The organism is Paenibacillus sp. B-A-8 (assembly GCF_048572915.1).
GTDB lineage: Bacteria > Bacillota > Bacilli > Paenibacillales > Paenibacillaceae > Paenibacillus_AQ.
This window is the reverse complement of the sequence record NZ_CP183882.1, coordinates 4,234,377-4,254,599: the sequence shown is the minus strand read 5'-3', so window position 1 is coordinate 4,254,599 and position 20,223 is coordinate 4,234,377. Positions and strand designations below refer to the sequence as shown.

17 protein-coding genes and 1 pseudogene are annotated in these 20,223 nt (G+C 44.7%); all 18 read left to right on the top strand.

The window, feature by feature from the left end:
- Positions 1-95: 95 nt before the first annotated feature.
- Positions 96-410, top strand: coding sequence for a hypothetical protein (locus ACN6MV_RS19000; protein WP_339287128.1), 315 nt, complete (start codon positions 96-98; stop codon positions 408-410).
- Between the two features lie 46 nt (positions 411-456).
- Positions 457-1,035 (top strand): hypothetical protein, encoded by a 579-nt coding sequence (locus ACN6MV_RS18995; RefSeq protein WP_419884629.1) that lies wholly within the window; start codon positions 457-459, stop codon positions 1,033-1,035.
- A complete protein-coding gene (locus ACN6MV_RS18990) occupies positions 1,032-1,676 on the top strand; it encodes an endolytic transglycosylase MltG (protein WP_419884628.1) in 645 nt (214 codons plus the stop codon). The genes ACN6MV_RS18995 and ACN6MV_RS18990 overlap by 4 nt, the downstream gene beginning before the upstream one ends.
- Before the next feature lie 161 nt (positions 1,677-1,837).
- Positions 1,838-2,539 carry a 30S ribosomal protein S2 gene (rpsB, locus tag ACN6MV_RS18985; RefSeq protein WP_036688493.1) on the top strand — a complete coding sequence of 234 codons (702 nt, stop codon included), beginning with the start codon at positions 1,838-1,840 and terminating at the stop codon, positions 2,537-2,539.
- A gap of 132 nt (positions 2,540-2,671) precedes the next feature.
- Complete coding sequence (gene tsf / locus ACN6MV_RS18980) at positions 2,672-3,322, top strand: translation elongation factor Ts (RefSeq protein ID WP_042128879.1); 651 nt, start codon at positions 2,672-2,674, stop codon at positions 3,320-3,322.
- Between the two features lie 105 nt (positions 3,323-3,427).
- Complete coding sequence (gene pyrH, locus ACN6MV_RS18975; RefSeq protein ID WP_036688491.1) at positions 3,428-4,156, top strand: UMP kinase; 729 nt, start codon at positions 3,428-3,430, stop codon at positions 4,154-4,156.
- Entirely contained in the window at positions 4,156-4,710 is a 555-nt protein-coding gene (gene frr, locus ACN6MV_RS18970) for a ribosome recycling factor (protein WP_042128876.1), read from the top strand. Before pyrH ends, frr begins: the two co-directional genes overlap by 1 nt.
- Positions 4,711-4,788: 78 nt before the next feature.
- Complete coding sequence (locus ACN6MV_RS18965) at positions 4,789-5,556, top strand: isoprenyl transferase (protein WP_339287123.1); 768 nt, start codon at positions 4,789-4,791, stop codon at positions 5,554-5,556.
- A gap of 21 nt (positions 5,557-5,577) precedes the next feature.
- A complete protein-coding gene (locus ACN6MV_RS18960; protein ID WP_042128872.1) occupies positions 5,578-6,381 on the top strand; it encodes a phosphatidate cytidylyltransferase in 804 nt (267 codons plus the stop codon).
- 20 nt (positions 6,382-6,401) lie between these two features.
- Positions 6,402-7,541 (top strand): 1-deoxy-D-xylulose-5-phosphate reductoisomerase, encoded by a 1,140-nt coding sequence (locus ACN6MV_RS18955; protein ID WP_339287121.1) that lies wholly within the window; start codon positions 6,402-6,404, stop codon positions 7,539-7,541.
- 247 nt (positions 7,542-7,788) lie between these two features.
- The gene (gene rseP / locus ACN6MV_RS18950) at positions 7,789-9,063 is read left to right on the top strand and encodes an RIP metalloprotease RseP (protein ID WP_076119569.1); all 1,275 of its coding nucleotides are present in this window, start codon (positions 7,789-7,791) and stop codon (positions 9,061-9,063) included.
- A 25-nt stretch (positions 9,064-9,088) separates the two neighbouring features.
- Positions 9,089-10,537 (top strand): proline--tRNA ligase, encoded by a 1,449-nt coding sequence (gene proS / locus ACN6MV_RS18945; protein ID WP_419884627.1) that lies wholly within the window; start codon positions 9,089-9,091, stop codon positions 10,535-10,537.
- A 268-nt stretch (positions 10,538-10,805) separates the two neighbouring features.
- Entirely contained in the window at positions 10,806-15,134 is a 4,329-nt protein-coding gene (locus tag ACN6MV_RS18940; protein WP_419884626.1) for a PolC-type DNA polymerase III, read from the top strand.
- Positions 15,135-15,333: 199 nt separating this feature from the next.
- Positions 15,334-15,801: a ribosome maturation factor RimP gene (gene rimP / locus ACN6MV_RS18935; RefSeq protein ID WP_042128863.1), complete on the top strand. Its 468-nt coding sequence runs from the start codon at positions 15,334-15,336 to the stop codon at positions 15,799-15,801.
- Between the two features lie 26 nt (positions 15,802-15,827).
- A complete protein-coding gene (gene nusA / locus ACN6MV_RS18930; RefSeq protein ID WP_042128862.1) occupies positions 15,828-16,925 on the top strand; it encodes a transcription termination factor NusA in 1,098 nt (365 codons plus the stop codon).
- A 28-nt stretch (positions 16,926-16,953) separates the two neighbouring features.
- A complete protein-coding gene (gene rnpM, locus ACN6MV_RS18925) occupies positions 16,954-17,262 on the top strand; it encodes an RNase P modulator RnpM (protein WP_042128861.1) in 309 nt (102 codons plus the stop codon).
- Positions 17,255-17,576: pseudogene (locus ACN6MV_RS18920) on the top strand (YlxQ family RNA-binding protein); the annotation flags it as partial. The gene rnpM and the pseudogene ACN6MV_RS18920, both read left to right, overlap by 8 nt.
- A complete protein-coding gene (gene infB / locus ACN6MV_RS18915) occupies positions 17,571-20,216 on the top strand; it encodes a translation initiation factor IF-2 (RefSeq protein WP_042128858.1) in 2,646 nt (881 codons plus the stop codon). The pseudogene ACN6MV_RS18920 and the gene infB, both read left to right, overlap by 6 nt.
- The last annotated feature ends 7 nt before the right edge of the window (positions 20,217-20,223 follow it).

Here is a 20,223-nt window from a genome sequence, read left to right as displayed (position 1 = left end):
AGGTTTCACGTTATACATTATCCTTATATTTTTACGAGAAATGGTTATCGTCTCTAAAAGACGACAACATCGTTTCTTCTTATGAGAAGAGGGTTATGATGAGCCTAAAACCAGTGGAACTGCAAATTGCGCTACCTCGGACTACGGAGGCGGGGAAGATTCAGAATGAATCTCAGCAGCGCCCCGCGATTGATCAGCATCAACTGGCCGGACAAAATGTGAAGCAAAGCCAGGAAATGACCATGCGAAGCTCTGAAGTGGATGAATCCTCTGAATCCGCTTTGCGTGATGGCGGAGATAAAGGTAATCATCATTCCGGAGGGAATCCATCCTCTGAGAAACGTTCGAAGCCAGGAACTCGTGATGCGGAACATCCTTACAAAGGACAACGCATTGATCTGAGTCTTTAATCAGTAATTATAAATTATATTTGATTTGTAAAAGGAGATAAGGCACTTGCAACCATGGGTGTATATTGTGCTAGTAGGTGTCGCCGCTATTCTTTATGCCCTTCTACTTCCAGCACGTATGAAGGAAGGAAAAGCCGAACAGCAGAGCCTCAAAGAAACGGAGGCTGCGCTTGAGCTATATATGGCTGACATAGAGCGCGAGAATGAAGAGCTAGTACAGCTAGTCAGCAGTATTAAACAGCAATCTCAAACTAATCATAATGCAATGCAAGGGCAGATTAGCGATTTGCAGCTTCAATTAAAAGAATTACAGCAAAGCTCTGTACTACTAGAAGGCCGGGTAACTGACGAAGAAAAACGGTTAAGAGAGTTGGAAGTTTCGGTTGAGAAGGACTCGTATATTAAGGTTACGGCGAGCGGGGATCCGTCTGTCGGGGCTGAAATGAGTTCAAAACAATCCGAGGTGAAAGCAAAACCTATTAGTTCTATTAAATTGCGATATCCACGATTGTTTGAACTGCATGAGCAGGGGAAATCGATAGACTCCATTGCCAAGACGGCTGGACTTCAGCGGGGAGAAGTGCAACTGATTCTGCAACTCGCCAAACAGGAGGAATCGGTATGATGAAGAACCGTTCTTTTTTGTTTGGACTTGGCACAGGGCTAATAGCAGGAGCATTACTGCTTCAATTAATGATATCCGGCGGGGCAGCTCCACTGACCAAGGAACAAGTATTACAAGGAGCCGAGAAATTGAACTTGAAGGTTATCGACGCAGCTACTGAATCCCCTTCAGATGAGGCTTCTTTGGAAGAGGCTGATCAAGATCAGGAGAATGTCGGACTAACTGATGGAAGTCAGGAGAATGTGACACCTTCTGAGCCTGCAGTAGCGGCTTCTCCCGCTCCTGTAGTAACTCCTACAGTATCTGATAACCCCAAGAAGGTTATCCCTCCACAAGAGCCATCAACGCCTAAAGAAGGTACTGTTGAGACGCCAGGGGTCACTACAGCACCGTCTGCTGTTACACCTGTTGAGCCTAAAGTCACTGCGAATACAGGGGTATTTGTTCGTATACCTTCAGGAAGCACACTGACAAAAACAGCAGATATTTTGGAGAAGGCTGAGGTCATTAAGGATAAGGCTGATTTTCTTAAAGCCGCCAATCAACGCGGGATCAACAAGAAAATACAATCGGGTTCTTACAACTTTAATAAAGACGAGACTCTAGACTCTATATTAGAAAAATTAATTAGTTTTCAATGATCGTTGCATACACTAATAAAATATGGTATAGTAATTGACGGTGTTAAAACACACGCCGGTTGATTTCGACAAGGGGTGCTTTCTTCTGAAGAAAGTCTTGCTGAAAGATGACGCACGGCGGAGGAGACACACAATAAACCAAACTTAGGAGGTGTGTGAAGATGGCAGTAATCTCCATGAAACAGCTTCTAGAAGCTGGGGTACACTTCGGTCACCAGACTCGTCGTTGGAACCCAAAGATGGATCGTTATATCTTCACTGAAAGAAACGGAATTTACATTATTGACTTGCAAAAAACAGTCAAGAAGGTAGAAGAAGCTTACAACTTTGTAAAAAGCGTCGCTGGTGACAACGGCACAATCCTATTCGTAGGAACAAAGAAACAAGCACAAGATTCCGTAAAAGAAGAAGCAGAACGTTCAGGTATGTTCTTCATTAACCAACGTTGGTTGGGCGGAACTCTTACTAACTTCCAAACTATCCAAAAACGTATTGATCGTTTGAAGAAATTGGAATCTTGGGAAGAAGATGGTACTTTCGAAGTTCTACCTAAGAAAGAAGTTATCCTTCTTCGCAAAGAGAAAGATCGTCTTGAGAAATTCTTGGGCGGTATCAAGAACATGAAAGGTCTACCAAGCGCGTTGTTCATCATTGACCCGCGTAAAGAGCGTATCGCAGTTGCAGAAGCTCGCAAATTGGGTATTCCAATCGTAGCTATCGTTGATACTAACTGTGATCCAGACGAAATCGACTACGTAATTCCAGGTAACGACGACGCTATCCGCGCCGTGAAATTGTTGACTGGTAAAATGGCAGACGCTGTTGTTGAAGCTCACCAAGGCGAAGACACAACTACTGCTTAAGTAGCGACTAACACATACAAGAACTTAAATGAAAAGGGTGGTTGGCAGGTGGATAACCTCTCACTGCCCTTTTTTTAGGATAAAGGCCTTAAATAATGTAAGAAAACGACAATTACCTGGAGGGAATAAACAATGGCAGTTGATGCAAAAGCAGTAAAAGAACTTCGTGAAAGAACAGGCGCTGGTATGCTTGATTGTAAAAAAGCGCTTGAAGAAGCTAATAACGATATCACTAAAGCAGCAGAATTGCTTCGTGAAAAAGGTCTGTCCGCAGCAGCAAACAAAGCAGGACGTATTGCTACTGAAGGCGTTGTAGAATCTTACATCCACGCTGGCGGCCGTATTGGTGTACTTGTAGAAATCAACTGCGAAACTGACTTTGTTGGTAAAACAGATTCCTTTAAGGAATTTGCTCGCGATATCGCTATGCAAATCGCTGCAGCAAATCCGCGTTATGTTCGTCGTGAAGAAGTTCCACAAGAAGATGTAGAAAAAGAAAAAGAAATCTTGAAAGCTCAAGCTTTGAACGAAGGTAAGCCTGAGAAAATCATTGAAAAAATGGTTGAAGGACGTATTGGAAAATATTACGAAGAATATTGCTTGCTTGAGCAAACCTTCGTTAAAGACCCTGACAAAACAATCTCCCAATTGCTGAACGAAAAAATCAGCACTATCGGAGAAAACATCTCGATCCGTCGTTTTGCTCGTTTTGAACTAGGCGAAGGTTTGGAAAAGAAAGTTGATAACTTTGTTGAAGAAGTTATGGCACAAGTTAATAATTAATAACAGCTTCATCATAAATGTGAAGAATTGAATAAAGGCAAGCATCAGAAGAGCGGAACACGTACACGTAGTGTTCCGTCTTTTGCAGAAAGTGAGGGTATACATTTGGAACAGCCGGTATTTAAGAGAGTAGTCCTTAAGGTAAGTGGAGAGTCTTTGGCAGGACAAAACGGATATGGTATTGATGCCGACATGATTATTTCCATCGCTGAACAGATCAAGGAAGTTGTTGAGCTTGGCGTTCAGGTTGCGATTGTTTGTGGCGGAGGTAATATTTGGCGTGGGATCGCCGGCAGCGCAAGCGGCATCGATCGCGCTACTGCAGATTATATGGGCATGCTGGCAACAGTAATGAATTCACTTGCTCTGCAGGATGCATTAGAGCAAATCGATGTGCCTACTAGAGTGCAGACTTCGATCTCGATGCAGCAAATTGCTGAACCGTACATTCGTCGTCGTGCGATTCGCCACTTGGAGAAGGGTCGCGTCGTTATTTTTGCAGCAGGCACAGGTAACCCGTTCTTCTCTACAGATACTACTGCAGCACTTAGAGCGGCAGAGATCGAAGCAGAAGTGATTCTGATGGCGAAGAATAAGGTTGATGGTGTATATTCAGCAGATCCGTTTAAAGACAGCACAGCCGAGAAATTTGAACAGCTCACTTACATGGATGTTCTGAACAAAAACCTTGGTGTTATGGATTCAACAGCATCATCTCTTTGCATGGATAATAATATACCGCTCATTGTATTTGCCATTACTGAACAAGGCAATATCAAACGTGTCGTTCTCGGTGAGAAGATCGGGACGATTGTTAAAGGGAGTGTAGATTAATGCCACAATCGGTCAAAAAAAATGCCGAAGAACGTATGGAAAAAGCGATTTCATCGCTGAAACGTGATTTGGCAACATTGCGTGCAGGACGCGCTACAACATCACTGCTGGATCGCATTCAAGTTGAATATTACGGTTCCCCTACCCCAATCAATCAGTTGGCGAATATCAGTACTCCGGATACCCGGACACTGTTAATCCAACCTTGGGACAAAACATCGATGTCTGACATTGAACGGGCGATCATGAAATCGGATATCGGTTTAACGCCTGCCAATGACGGTACAATTATTCGTCTTTCTATCCCACCGCTGACTGAAGAACGTCGGACGGATTTGGTGAAATTGACGAAGAAATTTGGTGAAGAAGCGAAAGTAGCGATCCGCAACATTCGCCGCGATGCTAACGATGATATCAAGAAGATGGAGAAAAACGGTATCTCAGAAGATGAGTCCCGTGGCCATCAGGAAGACATTCAAAAGACAACGGATAAGTTCATAGCCGAAGTCGACAAAGTGCTTGTATCCAAAGAAAAAGAGATTATGGAAGTATAAAGATATTCTAGAGACTTAAGGCCCCTCCGTTAATGGTGGGGTTTGTCTCTTTCTGATAAGAGCTTGGAGGAAACGGAAATGATCAAACGGGTTCAAGCGTGGCTGAGCCGTAAAGACAGGCAACAGCCAGTCGAGATTTCACCGGATAACATTCCCCGGCATGTGGCTGTTATTATGGACGGCAATGGGCGTTGGGCTAAACGACGCGGGTTGCCGCGCGTTGTGGGTCATCAGAATGGCATGAAGGCTGTTAAACGTGCTACAATCGCTGCAGACGAACTGGGTGTTGAGTTTTTGACGATGTATGCGTTCTCGACAGAAAATTGGAAACGACCAAAGGAAGAAGTCGATTATCTGATGCGCTTGCCAGTGGAGTTTCTAGCCATTGAGCTTGATGAGCTGATTGAGAAGAATGTCCAAGTACGTATGATGGGGGATACTGATGCATTGCCTTCATACACCCGTAAAGCTATGGAAGAAGCGATTTCCCGGACACAGGGCAATACTGGACTTATATTGAATTTTGCTCTTAATTATGGGGGACGCAAAGAAATTGAGGACTGCATGCGCAGCATTGGTAAGGACATCCAATCAGGGGCCTTATCACCGGACGATATTACGACTGATCTAATCGATAGCCGGATGTTATCAGGTGGGTTACCAGATCCGGATTTGCTTATACGTACAAGCGGAGAAATGCGACTTAGTAATTTCATGCTATGGCAGCTTGCTTATTCTGAGCTGTGGTTTACTGATGTGTATTGGCCTGAGTTTGATAAGGAGCATTTGCATCAGGCAGTTGCTGAATATCAACGCCGTACACGCCGTTATGGTGGACTGAAGTAGCTTGATAGGAGATGGAAACCTTTGAAGCAGCGATTGATTACCGGAATTGTTGCCGGAGCACTATTTTTAGGCTTATGCGTATTAGGAAATTGGCCATATCAGTTGTTACTTACTGCCATGGCTTTTATCGGGTTGTATGAATTTGTGAAAATGATAGGGATACCTGCGCTTTCCGGTTCTACCGTTCTTGGTTATGCAGCCATCCTAAGTTTCATGATCCCTTGGAATTTACTGGGAGTCTCTGCGCCGTTTTCGTGGGAACAAGGAATTTGGATTCTGCTGCTGTTGTTCCTTTTAGTTACAGTTTTTACTAAAAATAAATTGGATATTCGAGTAACAGCCTTGCTGTTTACTGGTATAGTATACATTGGAATGGGTTTTTCTTATATGGCCATGGCTCGTGCATCGGATGACGGACATGGTTTGTTCTGGACTTTTTTGCTACTTTTCTGCATTTGGGGTAGTGATGCTGGGGCTTACTTTGTTGGGAAAAGCATGGGGAAAAACAAGCTTTGGCCTGCCATCAGTCCTAACAAAACGGTGGAAGGTGCAGTAGGTGGAGTGCTGATCTCGATGCTGATCGCTATCATTTTTGCAATATTTGCTCCTGAGCATTTAGCGATAGGACGAGCGCTTCTTATAGGGCTTTCTTGTGCAGTGATGGGTCAGCTTGGTGATCTTGTGCAATCAGCCTATAAACGTGCGTATGGTATCAAAGATTCTGGCACACTTCTACCTGGTCACGGTGGTATTCTTGATCGATGTGACAGCTGGATTATCGTATTTCCATTCGTACATATCGTAACGCTAATGCCTTACTATTAACGGGAGGAGAGGGTATAACTATGAAAAAAATAAGTGTTCTTGGTTCCACCGGCTCTATCGGCACTCAGACTCTAGATGTCATCGCTATGCACCCGGACTCTTTTCAAGTAGATGGCTTGGCGGCTGGAACGAATACAGCATTATTGCTGGAACAAGTTCGCCTTTTTAAGCCACGTCGAGTTTCTGTTGCGACAAAGGAACTGGCAGATGAGATTAGATCCAGTCTGCCTGCTGGCATACAGCTATTCAGCGGAAATGAAGGCCTAGTTGAGGTAGCAGCGGGTGGAGACGCCGAAATGGTCGTAACGGCTGTTATGGGTAGCGTAGGCCTCCAATCCACATTAGCTGCTATCGAAGCAGGAAAACATATTGGACTAGCCAATAAAGAGACTTTGGTTACCGCAGGACATCTCGTCACTGAACTGGCTAATCGTAAGGGAGTTAAGTTGCTACCTATTGATAGTGAGCATTCCGCTATTTTTCAGTGCTTAAATGGTGAGAATCTTTCTGATATTGCGTGTATCACTTTAACAGCTTCTGGTGGATCTTTCCGAGATTTCACTCGTGATCAACTCAAAAATGTAACCGTAGAAGATGCACTTCGTCATCCGAATTGGAGCATGGGCGCGAAAATCACGATTGATTCTGCTACAATGGTGAATAAGGGGCTTGAGGTAATTGAAGCGCATTGGCTATTCGGTCTACCTTATGAACAAGTAAATGTACTTTTGCATCCAGAGAGTATCATTCATTCTTATGTGGAGTTCCGCGATAGCAGCATTATTGCTCAGCTTGGGAATCCCGATATGCGTGTCCCAATTCAATATGCACTCACGTATCCCGAACGCTGGGAGTCACCGGCTCAGCGTTTATCGTTAGCTGAAATTGGGCGTTTGACTTTCCGGGAAATGGACTTTGAACGGTTCCCTGCACTTAAGCTAGCCATGGATTGTGGAAAAGCTGGAGGGACTGCAACTACTGCTTTTAATGCGGCAAATGAAATCGCTGTTGCTCGTTTCTTGAGCCATGAGATCCCATTTCTGCGCATTGAGGAGATCATTGGGGAAGTGCTGCATCGTCATGTTAACGAAGACCATCCGAATTTGGAACAAATTGAATTCTGTGATAAACGTGTTCGTGAGCTGGCAGCATCGCTGTAGAACGTAGGAAACTCTCTTGTTAAAAATATAAGAAAGTATAAATTTCACTTTATACATTATCCTTATATTTCTCGCGTAAACGCGTACTGTCTCCTTAAGGGACGCCAACGGTGTTATTGCTTGACTGGAAATACTTACTTTGCCCTAAAAATAGGTTGGGACAGTTGATTCTCTTGTGCCTGATCGGAGAATAATGATAAATTAAGAGGACATACTTCGGTCTTACACCTAAAGGGGGATGATACGTTTGGAAATGGTTCAAGTCGTTTTATTAACGGTGCTCATGTTTTTTGTCCTGGTGACTGTACATGAATGGGGTCACTATTATTTTGCCAAACGCGCCGGTATTCTCGTGAGGGAATTTGCTATCGGTTTCGGTCCGAAACTGTTTTCTTATAAACGGAATGAGACACAGTTCACTCTGCGTTTACTGCCTTTTGGCGGTTATGCCCGGATGGCTGGTGAAGATCCAGAGATTATTGAAATTGGCTCAGGACAGACCATTGCGGTAAGACTCGGCCAGGATAACAAAGTGAAAAATATTTATCTGGACGCACTGGATACACGTAAAAATGTTATCCGTGGTGAGGCCCTGCATACCGATCTCGAAAATGATCTGCAAATCCGCTTGGATGTGGATGGCGAAGTTACTACTTATGACGTTCATCCGCAAGCGATGATGATTAAAGGAACGCAACAGACTCAGATTGCACCTAAAGATCGTCAATTCGGCAGCAAAACCGTGGGTCAGCGTGCATTGGCTATTGTTGCGGGTCCTGTAATGAACTTCCTGTTAGCTTTTGTTCTGTTTGCTATCCATTTGCAAATGGTTGGCATTCCGGTCGAGAATCCAACTTATGTTAAGATTGGCGACGTTTCTGCAGGAATGCCAGCTCAAGAGGCGGGATTGCAGAAGGGTGACATTATTGTCTCCATTAACGGTGAGAAGATTGGTGCCGATTACCAAAAAATGATTGATTTAACCTCAGAATCCAAAGGGAAAGAAATGAAATGGACGCTGCAACGTGGTGATGAGACCCTTAACGTGACTCTCGTTCCTCGCAGTATGGAGGGACAAGAAGGCGGGAAAATAGGGATTACACCTGAGCTGCCTACCCGTAAAGCTGGGGTTGGCGAGACGTTGACAGGTTCAGGTAAAGCGATGGTCGATACGACTGAAGCTATCTTTCTGGGCTTTAAACAATTGATCAATAAATTCAATATGGATGATATTGGAGGTCCGGTACGAACCTTTGAAGTAACCGGTCAAATTGCTCAACAAGGCATTCAGTATCTTACCTATTGGGCTGCTATCCTAAGTCTATATCTGGGGATTTTTAACCTACTACCGATTCCGGCACTTGATGGAAGCCGTTTGGCGTTCCTAGGCGTGGAAGCTTTACGTGGTAAACCTGTAGATCCAAGTCGTGAAGGCATGGTTCACTTTGTTGGATTTGCACTGTTATTCTTATTAATGATTGCTGTTACGTATAATGATATATTACGTTTGATCAGCGGCTAATTTTCTTCGGGAGGCATTCCATTACATGGCAAAAGATAAGCAATTCGTTACGGAAATCACGCCGCAAAGCGAGGATTTCTCACGCTGGTATATTGATGTTATTAAAAAAGGAGACTTGATGGATTACTCTCCTGTCCGTGGCTGTATCGTATTTAAGCCAGAAGGCTATGAAATATGGGAGCATATTCAGGAGGAAATGAACCGTCGCCTCAAGGAAACTGGGCATCGTAATGCTTATTTTCCAGTGTTCATTCCAGAGAGTTTCTTTCAAAAGGAAAAGGATCATATTGAAGGCTTTAATCCCGAGCTGCCATGGGTAACTGAGGCTGGTGGTGACGTGCTTGAGGAACGTTTGGCAGTCCGTCCTACATCTGAAACCATGTTCGGGCATATGTATTCTAAATGGATCCAGTCCTATCGTGACCTTCCAGTTCTAATCAATCAATGGGCGAATGTGGTTCGTTGGGAGAAGCGTACTTTACCATTTATCCGTACTACTGAGTTTCTTTGGCAAGAAGGGCATACTGCGCATGAGAATGAAGCAGAAGCTCGCGAAGAAACTATGAAGATGCTGGATAACTACCGTGATTTTGCCGAGACTTTTCTTGCCATTCCGGTAATCACTGGACAGAAGACACCTTCCGAACGCTTTGCCGGTGCAGTAGATACGTATTCAATTGAAGCGATGATGAAAGATGGACGTGCTGTTCAGGCTGCTACCTCACATTACTTAGGTACCAAGTTTGCAACAGCTTTTGAAATCCAATATTTGAGTCGCGACAATAATCTGGAATATGTGCATACCACTTCATGGGGATCCACTACACGCTTGATTGGTTCGCTAATTATGGTGCATGGCGATGACCGTGGTCTTGTTCTGCCGCCTAAGGTAGCACCGACTCAAGTGATTATGATTCCTATTGGACCACCTAAAACTCGCGAAGCCGTGATTGGACGGACGGACGAGCTGTTCAAGGAGCTGAAGAACGCCGGCGTTCGTGTACGTGTGGACGATCGTTCAGATGTAACACCAGGCTGGAAGTTCAATGAATATGAAATGCGCGGTGTACCTGTTCGCTTGGAGCTTGGACCACGCGACATGGAGAATGGCGTTTGCGTTATAGTCTCACGTGTCAGTGGTGAGAAGAAGATTATTCAGCAGGAGAACCTTGTTGAAGAGGTACAAGCAATGCTCGAGCAGGTTCATAATGAAATGTTCGAACGTGCCCTGAAATTCCGCGAGGACCATTTCTATTCTGTGGATTCCTTGGAAGAAATGAAAGCTTCGATGGAAGAAAAACGCGGCTTTGCACTAGCTGGCTGGTGTGGTTCCGAAGAATGCGAGTCCAAAGTTAAGGAAGAGACAGGTGCGGGCAGCCGTAACATTCCTTTCGATCCGGCGGAGAAAAAGCAAGTCTGCATTTGCTGTGGTAAACCAGCTGAGCATACTGTAGTTTTTGCAAAGGCATATTAATCTTTTGGCACCGATTAACAGTCTTGTAGTATTTTAATCTAGCTTCTGGAGAGAGGAGTCAGCGGGCCGAAAGAACCCAATGCTTTTTGAATCCAGAAGCTTTTTAAAATATATGAATTTATAGGCTTACGCTATAAATTATCCTTCTATTTTTACCAGAAACCGTTATTGTCTTTAAAAGACGTAATGTCGTTTCTTCTTAAAATATTGTACTTTCACTGAATATCATTGATTGGTTTTACGGAGTTATCAAAGGTGGGAGGAAAGCATGGAACAAAACCAGGAGAGAAGAAAAAGATTCGAGCTCTTGATGAAGCAAGGTGAAATTCCACCTGCAATCATGGATCCCTACTTTTTAGATGGATATATAGAACGTGTAGAGATCAGCCGCGGTAACCGAGACTGGCAAATTGTGATTTCGAAAGAAAGTCTGGTTCCAGCGCAGGTATACCGGACATTTTGCCTCAGAATGCGCGAAAAGCTGCAGCATATTGCCAAAGTTAGCTTTTTATTTGTATATGATGAAAAAGTCAGTCGGGCAGAGCTAATCCAAGAATATTGGGGATTGTTTCTGGAGTGGGTGACCCGCGAGATCCCTTCGGTTAACGGTTGGCTGACACGCTCTACCCAAGAGCTTAAAGATGACACTTTAATGTTGACAATGAGTGACTCCACTTCCATGGAGCTTGCTCGTAAAAAGGGCATCGATGGGGCAATTATTAAATTTTATGATAAGTATTTCGGACTCTCCCTAAAAGTTAAAGTGCTAATGGCGGAGAATGAAAATAACAATATTGAAGCATACGAAGAATTTCAGCAAAAGCTGCAGCAGGAACAACGAGAGATCGTTGAGCAAATGATGACTGCAGTAGAAACAGAAGCACCTCCTGATGATAGTGATCCTAATGAAGTGATTAAGCTTCAGGTGGGGTATGAAATTAAGGAACAGGCTGTACCGATTCTTGAAATTCAAGATGAAGAGAAGAAAATTACAATTCAAGGCACCATTTTTGGTCTGGATCGTAAGGAGCTTCGCAATGGCAGTACCTTGTTCACCTTCAGCTTGACAGATTTCACCGATTCTTTGCAAATGAAGATGTTTGCTAAGACCAAGGAAGATCTTAAGGTGATGAGTCAGCTTGCTAATGGCAAATGGGTAAGAGCACGCGGGAAGGTAGAATATGACCGGTTCATGCAAGTTCCTGAGCTAGTGATGATCCCTTCGGACTTAACAGAAGTTAAGGCACCACCTGCAAGGAAAGATACGGCGCCTAAGAAACGGGTGGAGTTCCACCTTCACACTACTATGAGTACGATGGATGCGGTCACTCCGATTACCAGCTATGTCAAAACAGCTGCCCAGTGGGGTCATCCAGCAATTGCTATTTCTGATCATGGCGGGGTTCAGGCTTTTCCAGATGCGAACCATGCAGCTCATAAGCATAAGATAAAAATGATTTATGGTGTGGAAGCCAATGTTGTGAATGACTCTGTGAATATTGTTGAGAATGCTCAGCCTTTGGACTTGAAGACAGCTACTTATGTAGTGTTTGATATAGAGACCACGGGGTTATCGATTACCCGCAATAATATTACGGAGCTCGCGGCCATTAAAATGTGCGAAGGCAAAGAAGTAGATCGTTATTCTACTTTTGTTAACCCGCATGAGAAGATCCCTTATCATATTCAGCAATTGACCAATATTACGGATGAAATGGTTAAGGATGCTCCTGATCTGGAGCCAGTGCTGCGTAAGTTTGTTGAGTTTGTGGGTGACAGTATCCTAGTCGCTCATAACGCCAGATTTGATATGGGCTTTATTCAGGCCTCATTACGTAAAATAGGTGAACCTGTGCTTCCGAATCCGTCTCTTGATACACTTGAGCTCGCACGGTTACTATTTCCAACTATGAAGAATCACAGGCTGAACACATTAGCCGATAAATATAAAGTTCTTCTGGAAAGCCATCACCGCGCGATAGACGATACCATAGCACTCGGTGGTATTTTAACAGGATTGCTTGCGGATGCTGAAAAGATGAAGGGCATGACTCGCCTTGATAGACTGAACGATTATGTGGGTAATGATCTTTCGAATACAAGACCGTTTCACTGTAATATCTATGCACTTAATCAGGTGGGCAAAAAAAATCTTTATAAGCTCATTTCCATGTCTCATACGGAATATTTCAAACGTGTACCTTGTATTCCTAAATCCAAGCTGGAAGAGCATAGAGATGGACTACTCGTAATTTCCGGTTGTGAACGTGGTGAGTTTTTTGAAGCAGTACTCAACAAAACGACTGAGGAAGCCATGGAGGTTGCTCATTTTTATGATGTGCTGGAGATTCAGCCATTGACCATGTACATGCATTTGGTGGACAAGGGCTTTGTAGCAGGTCCTGATGAGCTTCGCGATGTAGTCCGCAAGGTTTGCGAAATAGGTGAACAGCTAAATAAACCTGTTATAGCGACGGGGAATGTGCATTATCTTGAACCCCGGGACAAGCTGTATCGTGATATTACGATTAATGGGATCACAGGCTTTAGTCCGCTTAAAGACCAACGTAAACCGGATGCACACTTCCGCACAACGGATGAAATGCTATCTGAATTCGAATTTCTCGGTGCTGAAAAAGCGATGGAAGTCGTGGTTACAAATACAGTTGAGCTGGCAGAACGTTTTGAAGAGCTGGAGCTATTTCCAGATAAGCTATTTACACCAATTCTTGAAGGGGCGGACGAAGAAATTCGCGAGACCTGTTATAACACTGCCAAATCCATTTACGGTGAAGAACTGCCTGAGGTAGTTATTGCCCGTTTGGAGAAAGAGCTTGCTCCGATTATTAAATTCGGGTTCTCTGCCAACTATTTGATTTCTGAACGTCTCGTTAAAAAATCAAATCGAGATGGATATCTCGTAGGCTCGCGGGGTTCTGTAGGCTCTTCTGTAGTAGCCACATTTCTTGGGATTTCAGAGGTTAATCCTTTGCCTGCGCATTATATTTGCCTAAACCCTGAGTGTCGCCATAGTGAATGGTTCCTGGACGGTAGTGTGCGAAGCGGGTTCGATTTACCAGACAAAGTCTGTCCGGATTGCGGCGAGAAGCTCAAAGGTGAAGGCCAGGATATTCCGTTTGAGACCTTCCTTGGATTTAAAGGGGATAAGGTTCCCGATATCGACTTGAACTTCTCAGGGGAATATCAGCCGAATGCACATAACTTTACCAAAGAAATGTTTGGTGAGAAAAATGTATTCCGTGCCGGCACGATTGGTACGGTAGCTGAGAAGACTGCCTTCGGTTTTGCAAAAAAATACGAAGAATTGCACCAGAAACGTTGGCGCGGAGCTGAAGTTGGACGTCTAGCGGCTGGCTGTACAGGTGTTAAACGCAGTACGGGACAGCATCCCGGCGGTATAGTCGTTGTTCCAGACTATATGGAGGTAGAAGATATTACACCAGTGCAATTCCCGGCGGATGATGTCAATGCCGAATGGAAGACCACACACTTTGACTATCACGCTTTTGATGCCAATTTGCTGAAGCTTGATATTCTGGGTCATGATGATCCGACGATGATGCGGATGCTGCAGGATTTGACAGGTGTAGATCCAACCTCAATTCCGATGAATGATCCGAAGGTAATGAGCATGTTTAACTCTACAGATGCACTTGGCGTAAGACCTGACGAAATTAGATCGCCGGTTGCGACATACGGAGTGCCCGAAATGGGTACCAAGTTTGTACGACAAATGCTTATTGAGTCAAAACCGTCCAGCTTTGCTGACTTACTGCAAATATCTGGTTTGTCACATGGTACTGGGGTTTGGCTTGGGAATGCGCAAGAGCTTATAAAGAATAACACTTGTAACATTAAGACAGTTATCGGTTGTCGTGATGACATCATGCTCTTCTTAATTTATAAAGCGGGAATGGATGCGAGCTTGGCCTTTAAAATTACCGAGAGTGTTCGTAAAGGTAAAGGATTGTCTGACGAATGGATCGAGGAAATGAAAAAGTGCAAGGTTCCGCAATGGTATATTGATTCTTGTCTGAAGATTCAATACATGTTCCCGAAGGCGCATGCGGCTGCATACGTTATTTCTGCAGTACGTACCGCCTACTTCAAGCTGTATCATCCTATTGAGTATTATGCGACCTATTTCTCTGTACGCGCAGCGGATTTTGATATTGAACTGTGCTGTAAGGGATATGAAGCTATCAACCGTCAGATCGTAGAAATTGAGCAAAAAGGATTTCAAGCTTTGCCTAAGGAAAAGGCTATGTTGCCTGTCCTTGAGATGGCTTTGGAGATGACGGCACGTGGATTTACATTCAAAAATATTGATCTTTACCGTTCGGAAGCGAATAAGTTTATTGTGGATGGAACCAGTTTGATTCCTCCGTTTTCCGCATTAGCGGGAATTGGTGAGAATGCCGCTATCAATATTGCCGCTGCGAAAGATGCTGGGGAGTTCCTTTCTATTGAGGATTTCCAGCAGAAATCCAAGGCGAGTAAGACAGTTATTGAGTTGCTAACCAATATGGGCTGCTTCCGCGGCTTACCGGAAAGCAATCAACTTTCCCTATTTTAAAGGCTTTAACAACACTTATTTCATGGCTAGAGAAGAGAGCTCCAAAGGGGGAGTCAAGGGCTAGCACTTGTCAGTCCAGACTCACTATGGTATAATTTCTTTGGTAATAATGAGATAAGTCCGTTGTGTAAAGAGTGGGGAAACCCACTCTTTATCTTTGGTATATAGCAAAAGACAAGTTCGTGGAGGTAATTTTCTTTTGAGCACACCCAAATCTAAAATTAAACAAACGGTAGAGCAGATGCTCGGGCCCTATCTCGACGACAATGGTTTCGAACTGGTGGACGTTGAATACGTGAAGGAAGGCTCCAATTGGTTTCTGCGTATATTCGTAGATAAAGAAGGCGGCATTGATATTGATGACTGCGGCAGCATTAGCGAATATTTCAGTCAGCAGTTGGATGAGAATGATCCTATCCCTGAGGCATATTTCCTTGAGGTTTCCTCACCGGGAGCAGAGCGTCCTCTCAAAAAAGCTGCAGATGTAGCTAAAGCGGTAGGCAAGGACGTGTATGTGACTGTTTATGAGCCGATTCAAGGACTCAAAGAATTTGAAGGTCGTTTGCTCTCGTTCGAGAACGAGGAACTGCTCATCTCCGCGGGCAAAAAAGAACATGTAGTACCGTACGCCAAAGTCGCAAGCGCGAGATTGGCCATTATTTTTTAACGTCTTGAAAGGGGGGCCGGAAATTCATGAGTATGGAGTTTATTGAAGCAATGAATGAGCTGGAAAGGGAGAGAGGCATCAGTAAAGATGTGCTGTTTGAAGCCATCGAAGCGGCGCTGATCTCTAGTTATAAACGTAATTTCAATGCAGCACAGAACGTACGTGTTGACATGAACCGCAACACAGGCGTAATCAAAGTGTTTGCCCGCAAGCTAATTGTTGAGGAGGTCCTGGATACAAGGACTGAAATCTCATTGCCGGCAGCCAGAGAAATTAACCCGCATTTCCAGCTTGAAGATATTGCTGAGCTTGAAGTGACACCACGTGATTTCGGGCGCATTGCTGCACAGACTGCAAAGCAGGTTGTAACACAACGGATTCGCGAAGCAGAGCGTGGACTCATCTATAATGCCTTTATTGACAAAGAAGATGATATCGTAACAGGACTTGTACAACGTCAAGATATGCGGAACATCTACATTGATCTTGGTAAAATCGAAGCGGTCTTGCCGCTTAGTGAATTGATGCCAGGTGAGAAGTTTAAGCAAAGCGAGCGTATCAAGGCTTATATCACTAAAGTTGAGAACACCACTAAAGGACCGCAAATTATGTTGTCCCGCAGTCATCCCGGATTGCTGAAGCGTCTGTTCGAACTCGAAGTTCCGGAAATTTTTGATGGTGTAGTTGAAATTCGTTCCGTAGCTCGTGAAGCTGGCTTCCGTTCGAAGATTGCTGTGTATTCCCGCAATCCAGAAGTAGATCCAGTTGGCTCTTGCGTGGGCCCAAGAGGAACACGCGTTCAGACCATCGTTACTGAGCTTCGTGGCGAGAAGATCGACATCGTACGTTACTCTGATCTGGTGCAGGAATATGTAGCTAATGCACTCAGTCCTTCTAAGGTCCTTGAAGTTCAAGTCTTTGAAGCAGAGAAAATGGCACGGGTGATCGTTCCTGATTATCAATTATCACTGGCTATCGGTATTAAAGGGCAAAATGCACGTCTTGCCGCTAAACTTACCGGCTGGAAAATTGATATCAAGAGTGAAAGTCAAGCGGAGCAGGAATACGGTAGACCGAGATCTTCTATTGATGAAATGCATCAGGATTCCGTCTCCATTGATTAATTAACCTGCTTGACGGGAGGCGTATGTTATGAAACAAAAAAAGGTGCCGCTGCGCAAATGCGTTGCTACCCAAGAGATGATGCCGAAGAAAGAGCTGATTCGAGTGGTTAGGACGCCCGAGGGCGAAGTGCTGATTGATCTGACAGGTAAGAAGTCAGGCCGTGGTGCTTACATATGCGGCAAGCTTGAATGCTTTAAGCTGGCACAGAAGAATAAAGCACTTGATCGCGCTTTGAAATGTCAAGTGAGTCCTGAAATCTATGACCAGCTTGCCCGGCAGTTTACTTCCGTGGAAGAGCAGTTTCTAGCAGCAAAGGATAGTGAGGATAATGAGTAAGGCGCTTTCTTATTTAGGGCTTGCCATGAGAGCAGGCAAGATAGTCACCGGCGATGAGGCTGTACTCAAAGCTGTACGGTCTTCAGAGGCGAAGCTGGTCGTTCTGGCAGGTGACGCTTCAGATAATACCCAAAAAAAGTTCCGTGATAAATGCGGAACCTACGATATTCCACTAGTAATCGCATTTCACCGAGACAGCCTCGGTGCAAGTATTGGTAAAGACCAGCGTGTAGTACTGGCCATTACGGATAAAGGATTCGCGGAAATGATCTCCAAGCAACTCGGAGATACTGTCGGAGGTGGATTTATTGACTAAAGAAGAGAACAAAGATAAATTGCGCGTGTACGAATACGCCAAGTCACTAAACATGAGCAGTAAAGAAATTATTACAATTCTGAAGCGTTTGAATGTCCCTGTGAATAATCATATGAGTGTCATGGAGAACGGTTCCGTGAACAAAGTAGAACAATTCTTCAAGGATATCAAGTCGAACGCTGCAGCCAAGCGGGATACCAGCTCCAGCAGCCGTCCGGTGACAACCGGTGCGGTAACTGCCGAACCCCAAAGTGCTCAGAATGCCAACAAAAATCAACAGGAAAAGCAGGTAGGTATGAACAGTAACCAAAACAACAACCAATCGACGACGTCCCCAAGGCCCCAAAGCGGACAAGATTCCCGCAGAACACAAACAGGTTCAACGCAGAATGCACGTCCGCAACAAAGCGGAGCTCCACGTACTAACAGTACAAGCGGAAGCCGTCCGCAAGGAAGCAGCACAGGCGGTAATCGTCCACAAGGTAGCAATACCGGTGGCAGTCGCCCGCAAGGAAGTAATACTGGAAGCCGTCCACAAGGTAGCAGTACCGGTGGTAGCCGTCCGCAAGGAAGTAATACTGGTGGCAGCCGTCCGCAAGGTAGCAATACCGGAGGCAGCCGTCCACAAGGAAGTAATACTGGCAGCCGTCCGCAAGGACAAAGCAGTGCGCCTCGCACTGACAGCCGCCCACAAGGTCAATCTAACACCGGCGGAGGTTTCACACGCGGTGACGACAGAGGCCCTAAGAAGAACACAACGGGTGGTCGACCAAATACGAACAATAGACGTTTTGATGATGGTAAGGGCGGTAACTACCGTGGTCGTGGTGGTAAGAATGGCCGTGGTAAGAATCAGCCAATGGTTCACCGTGAGAAGATTGATAACACACCTAAGAAGATTATCGTTCGTGGCAGCATGACCGTTGGTGAAACAGCGAAATTGCTTCACAAAGACGCTTCTGAAGTAATCAAGAAGCTGATCTCTATGGGTGTTATGGCAACCATCAACCAAGAGCTGGATATCGACACCATCCTGCTGCTCGCTGCTGAATTCGGCGTAGAAGTAGAAGTGAAGATTCCTGTTGATGAGGATAGCTTCGAAACTGTGGAAGAGAATGATACTGAAGATGAACTTCAGTCCCGTCCTCCAGTAGTTACGATCATGGGTCACGTTGACCACGGTAAAACTACTTTGCTGGATGCCATTCGTTCGACAAGTGTGTCGCTAGGCGAAGCTGGCGGAATCACACAGCATATCGGTGCTTATCAAGTTGAAATTAATCAGAAGAAAATCACGTTCCTTGATACACCAGGTCACGAAGCATTTACTGCTATGCGTGCTCGTGGTGCACAGGTTACGGATATGACAATTATCGTAGTTGCTGCGGATGACGGTGTTATGCCTCAGACTGTTGAAGCTATTGCACATGCTAAAGCTGCTGGACTTCCGATCATTGTTGCTGTCAACAAAATCGATAAGCCGGGTGCAGATCCTGATAAGGTGAAGCAAGAGCTTACAAGCTATGAACTCGTTCCTGAAGAGTGGGGCGGAGATACCATCTTCGTTAACCTTTCTGCAAAACAACGTATTAACTTGGAAGAACTGCTGGAAATGATCTTGCTCGTTGCTGAAGTTAATGAGTACAAAGCTAACCCTGACAAACGGGCACGCGGTACAGTTATAGAAGCTGAGCTTGATAAAAACCGTGGTCCAGTTGCACGTGTTCTGGTACAGAACGGTACATTGAAAGTCGGCGATGCTTTTGTAGCGGGTAACTGCTTCGGACGTGTACGTGCGATGGTTAATGATAAAGGACGTAAGATCAAGGAAGCTGGACCTTCCACTCCAGTAGAAATTACTGGTTTGACTGAGGTGCCACAAGCTGGCGATCCGTTTATGGCTTTCGAAGACGAGCGTAAAGCCCGTGCGATTGCTGATAGACGTTCCACATCCCAACGTCAATCTGAGCTGAATACGAACACCCGTGTAACATTGGATGATTTGTTCCAGCACATTAAAGACGGCGAGATCAAAGACCTTAACGTTATCATTAAAGCTGATGTACAAGGTTCAGTCGAGGCACTTAAAGGTTCCCTGGCTAAGATCGAAGTGGAAGGCGTCCGCGTGAAGATCATTCACAGTGGTGCTGGTGCCATTACGGAATCCGATATTACACTTGCAGCAGCATCTAATGCTATTGTTATTGGCTTTAACGTTCGTCCGGACGCTCAAACCAAGGCAGCTGCTGAACAAGAAAAAGTAGATGTTCGTCTCCATAACATCATCTACAATGTAATCGAGGAAATCGAAAGTGCAATGAAGGGTATGCTTGATCCTATCTATAAAGAGAACGTTATCGGACACGCTGAAGTACGTAGTGTCTTCAAAATCAGTAAAGTGGGTACCATTGCAGGTTGTATGGTTATTGATGGTAAAATTACCCGTAATGCTGAAATGCGCTTGATCCGTAGCGGAATCGTTGTATTTACAGGTAAAGTTGATACCTTGAAACGCTTTAAAGATGATGCCAAAGAAGTGGCGCAAGGTTATGAATGCGGCATAACTTTGGAACGCTATAATGACGTCCAAGAGGGCGACATTATCGAAGCGTTTCTTATGGAAACTGTAGAGCGCTAAGCGAAGA

What these genes read in the sequence shown, in the direction of transcription:
- ACN6MV_RS19000 (WP_339287128.1), top strand. Translation starts at nt 96, where the DNA reads ATGATGAGCCTAAAACCAGTGGAACTGCAAATTGCGCTACCTCGGACT.
- ACN6MV_RS18990 (WP_419884628.1), top strand. Translation starts at nt 1,032, where the DNA reads ATGATGAAGAACCGTTCTTTTTTGTTTGGACTTGGCACAGGGCTAATA.
- rpsB (WP_036688493.1), top strand. Translation starts at nt 1,838, where the DNA reads ATGGCAGTAATCTCCATGAAACAGCTTCTAGAAGCTGGGGTACACTTC.
- tsf (WP_042128879.1), top strand. Translation starts at nt 2,672, where the DNA reads ATGGCAGTTGATGCAAAAGCAGTAAAAGAACTTCGTGAAAGAACAGGC.
- frr (WP_042128876.1), top strand. Translation starts at nt 4,156, where the DNA reads ATGCCACAATCGGTCAAAAAAAATGCCGAAGAACGTATGGAAAAAGCG.
- ACN6MV_RS18965 (WP_339287123.1), top strand. Translation starts at nt 4,789, where the DNA reads ATGATCAAACGGGTTCAAGCGTGGCTGAGCCGTAAAGACAGGCAACAG.
- ACN6MV_RS18955 (WP_339287121.1), top strand. Translation starts at nt 6,402, where the DNA reads ATGAAAAAAATAAGTGTTCTTGGTTCCACCGGCTCTATCGGCACTCAG.
- proS (WP_419884627.1), top strand. Translation starts at nt 9,089, where the DNA reads ATGGCAAAAGATAAGCAATTCGTTACGGAAATCACGCCGCAAAGCGAG.
- ACN6MV_RS18940 (WP_419884626.1), top strand. Translation starts at nt 10,806, where the DNA reads ATGGAACAAAACCAGGAGAGAAGAAAAAGATTCGAGCTCTTGATGAAG.
- nusA (WP_042128862.1), top strand. Translation starts at nt 15,828, where the DNA reads ATGAGTATGGAGTTTATTGAAGCAATGAATGAGCTGGAAAGGGAGAGA.
- rnpM (WP_042128861.1), top strand. Translation starts at nt 16,954, where the DNA reads ATGAAACAAAAAAAGGTGCCGCTGCGCAAATGCGTTGCTACCCAAGAG.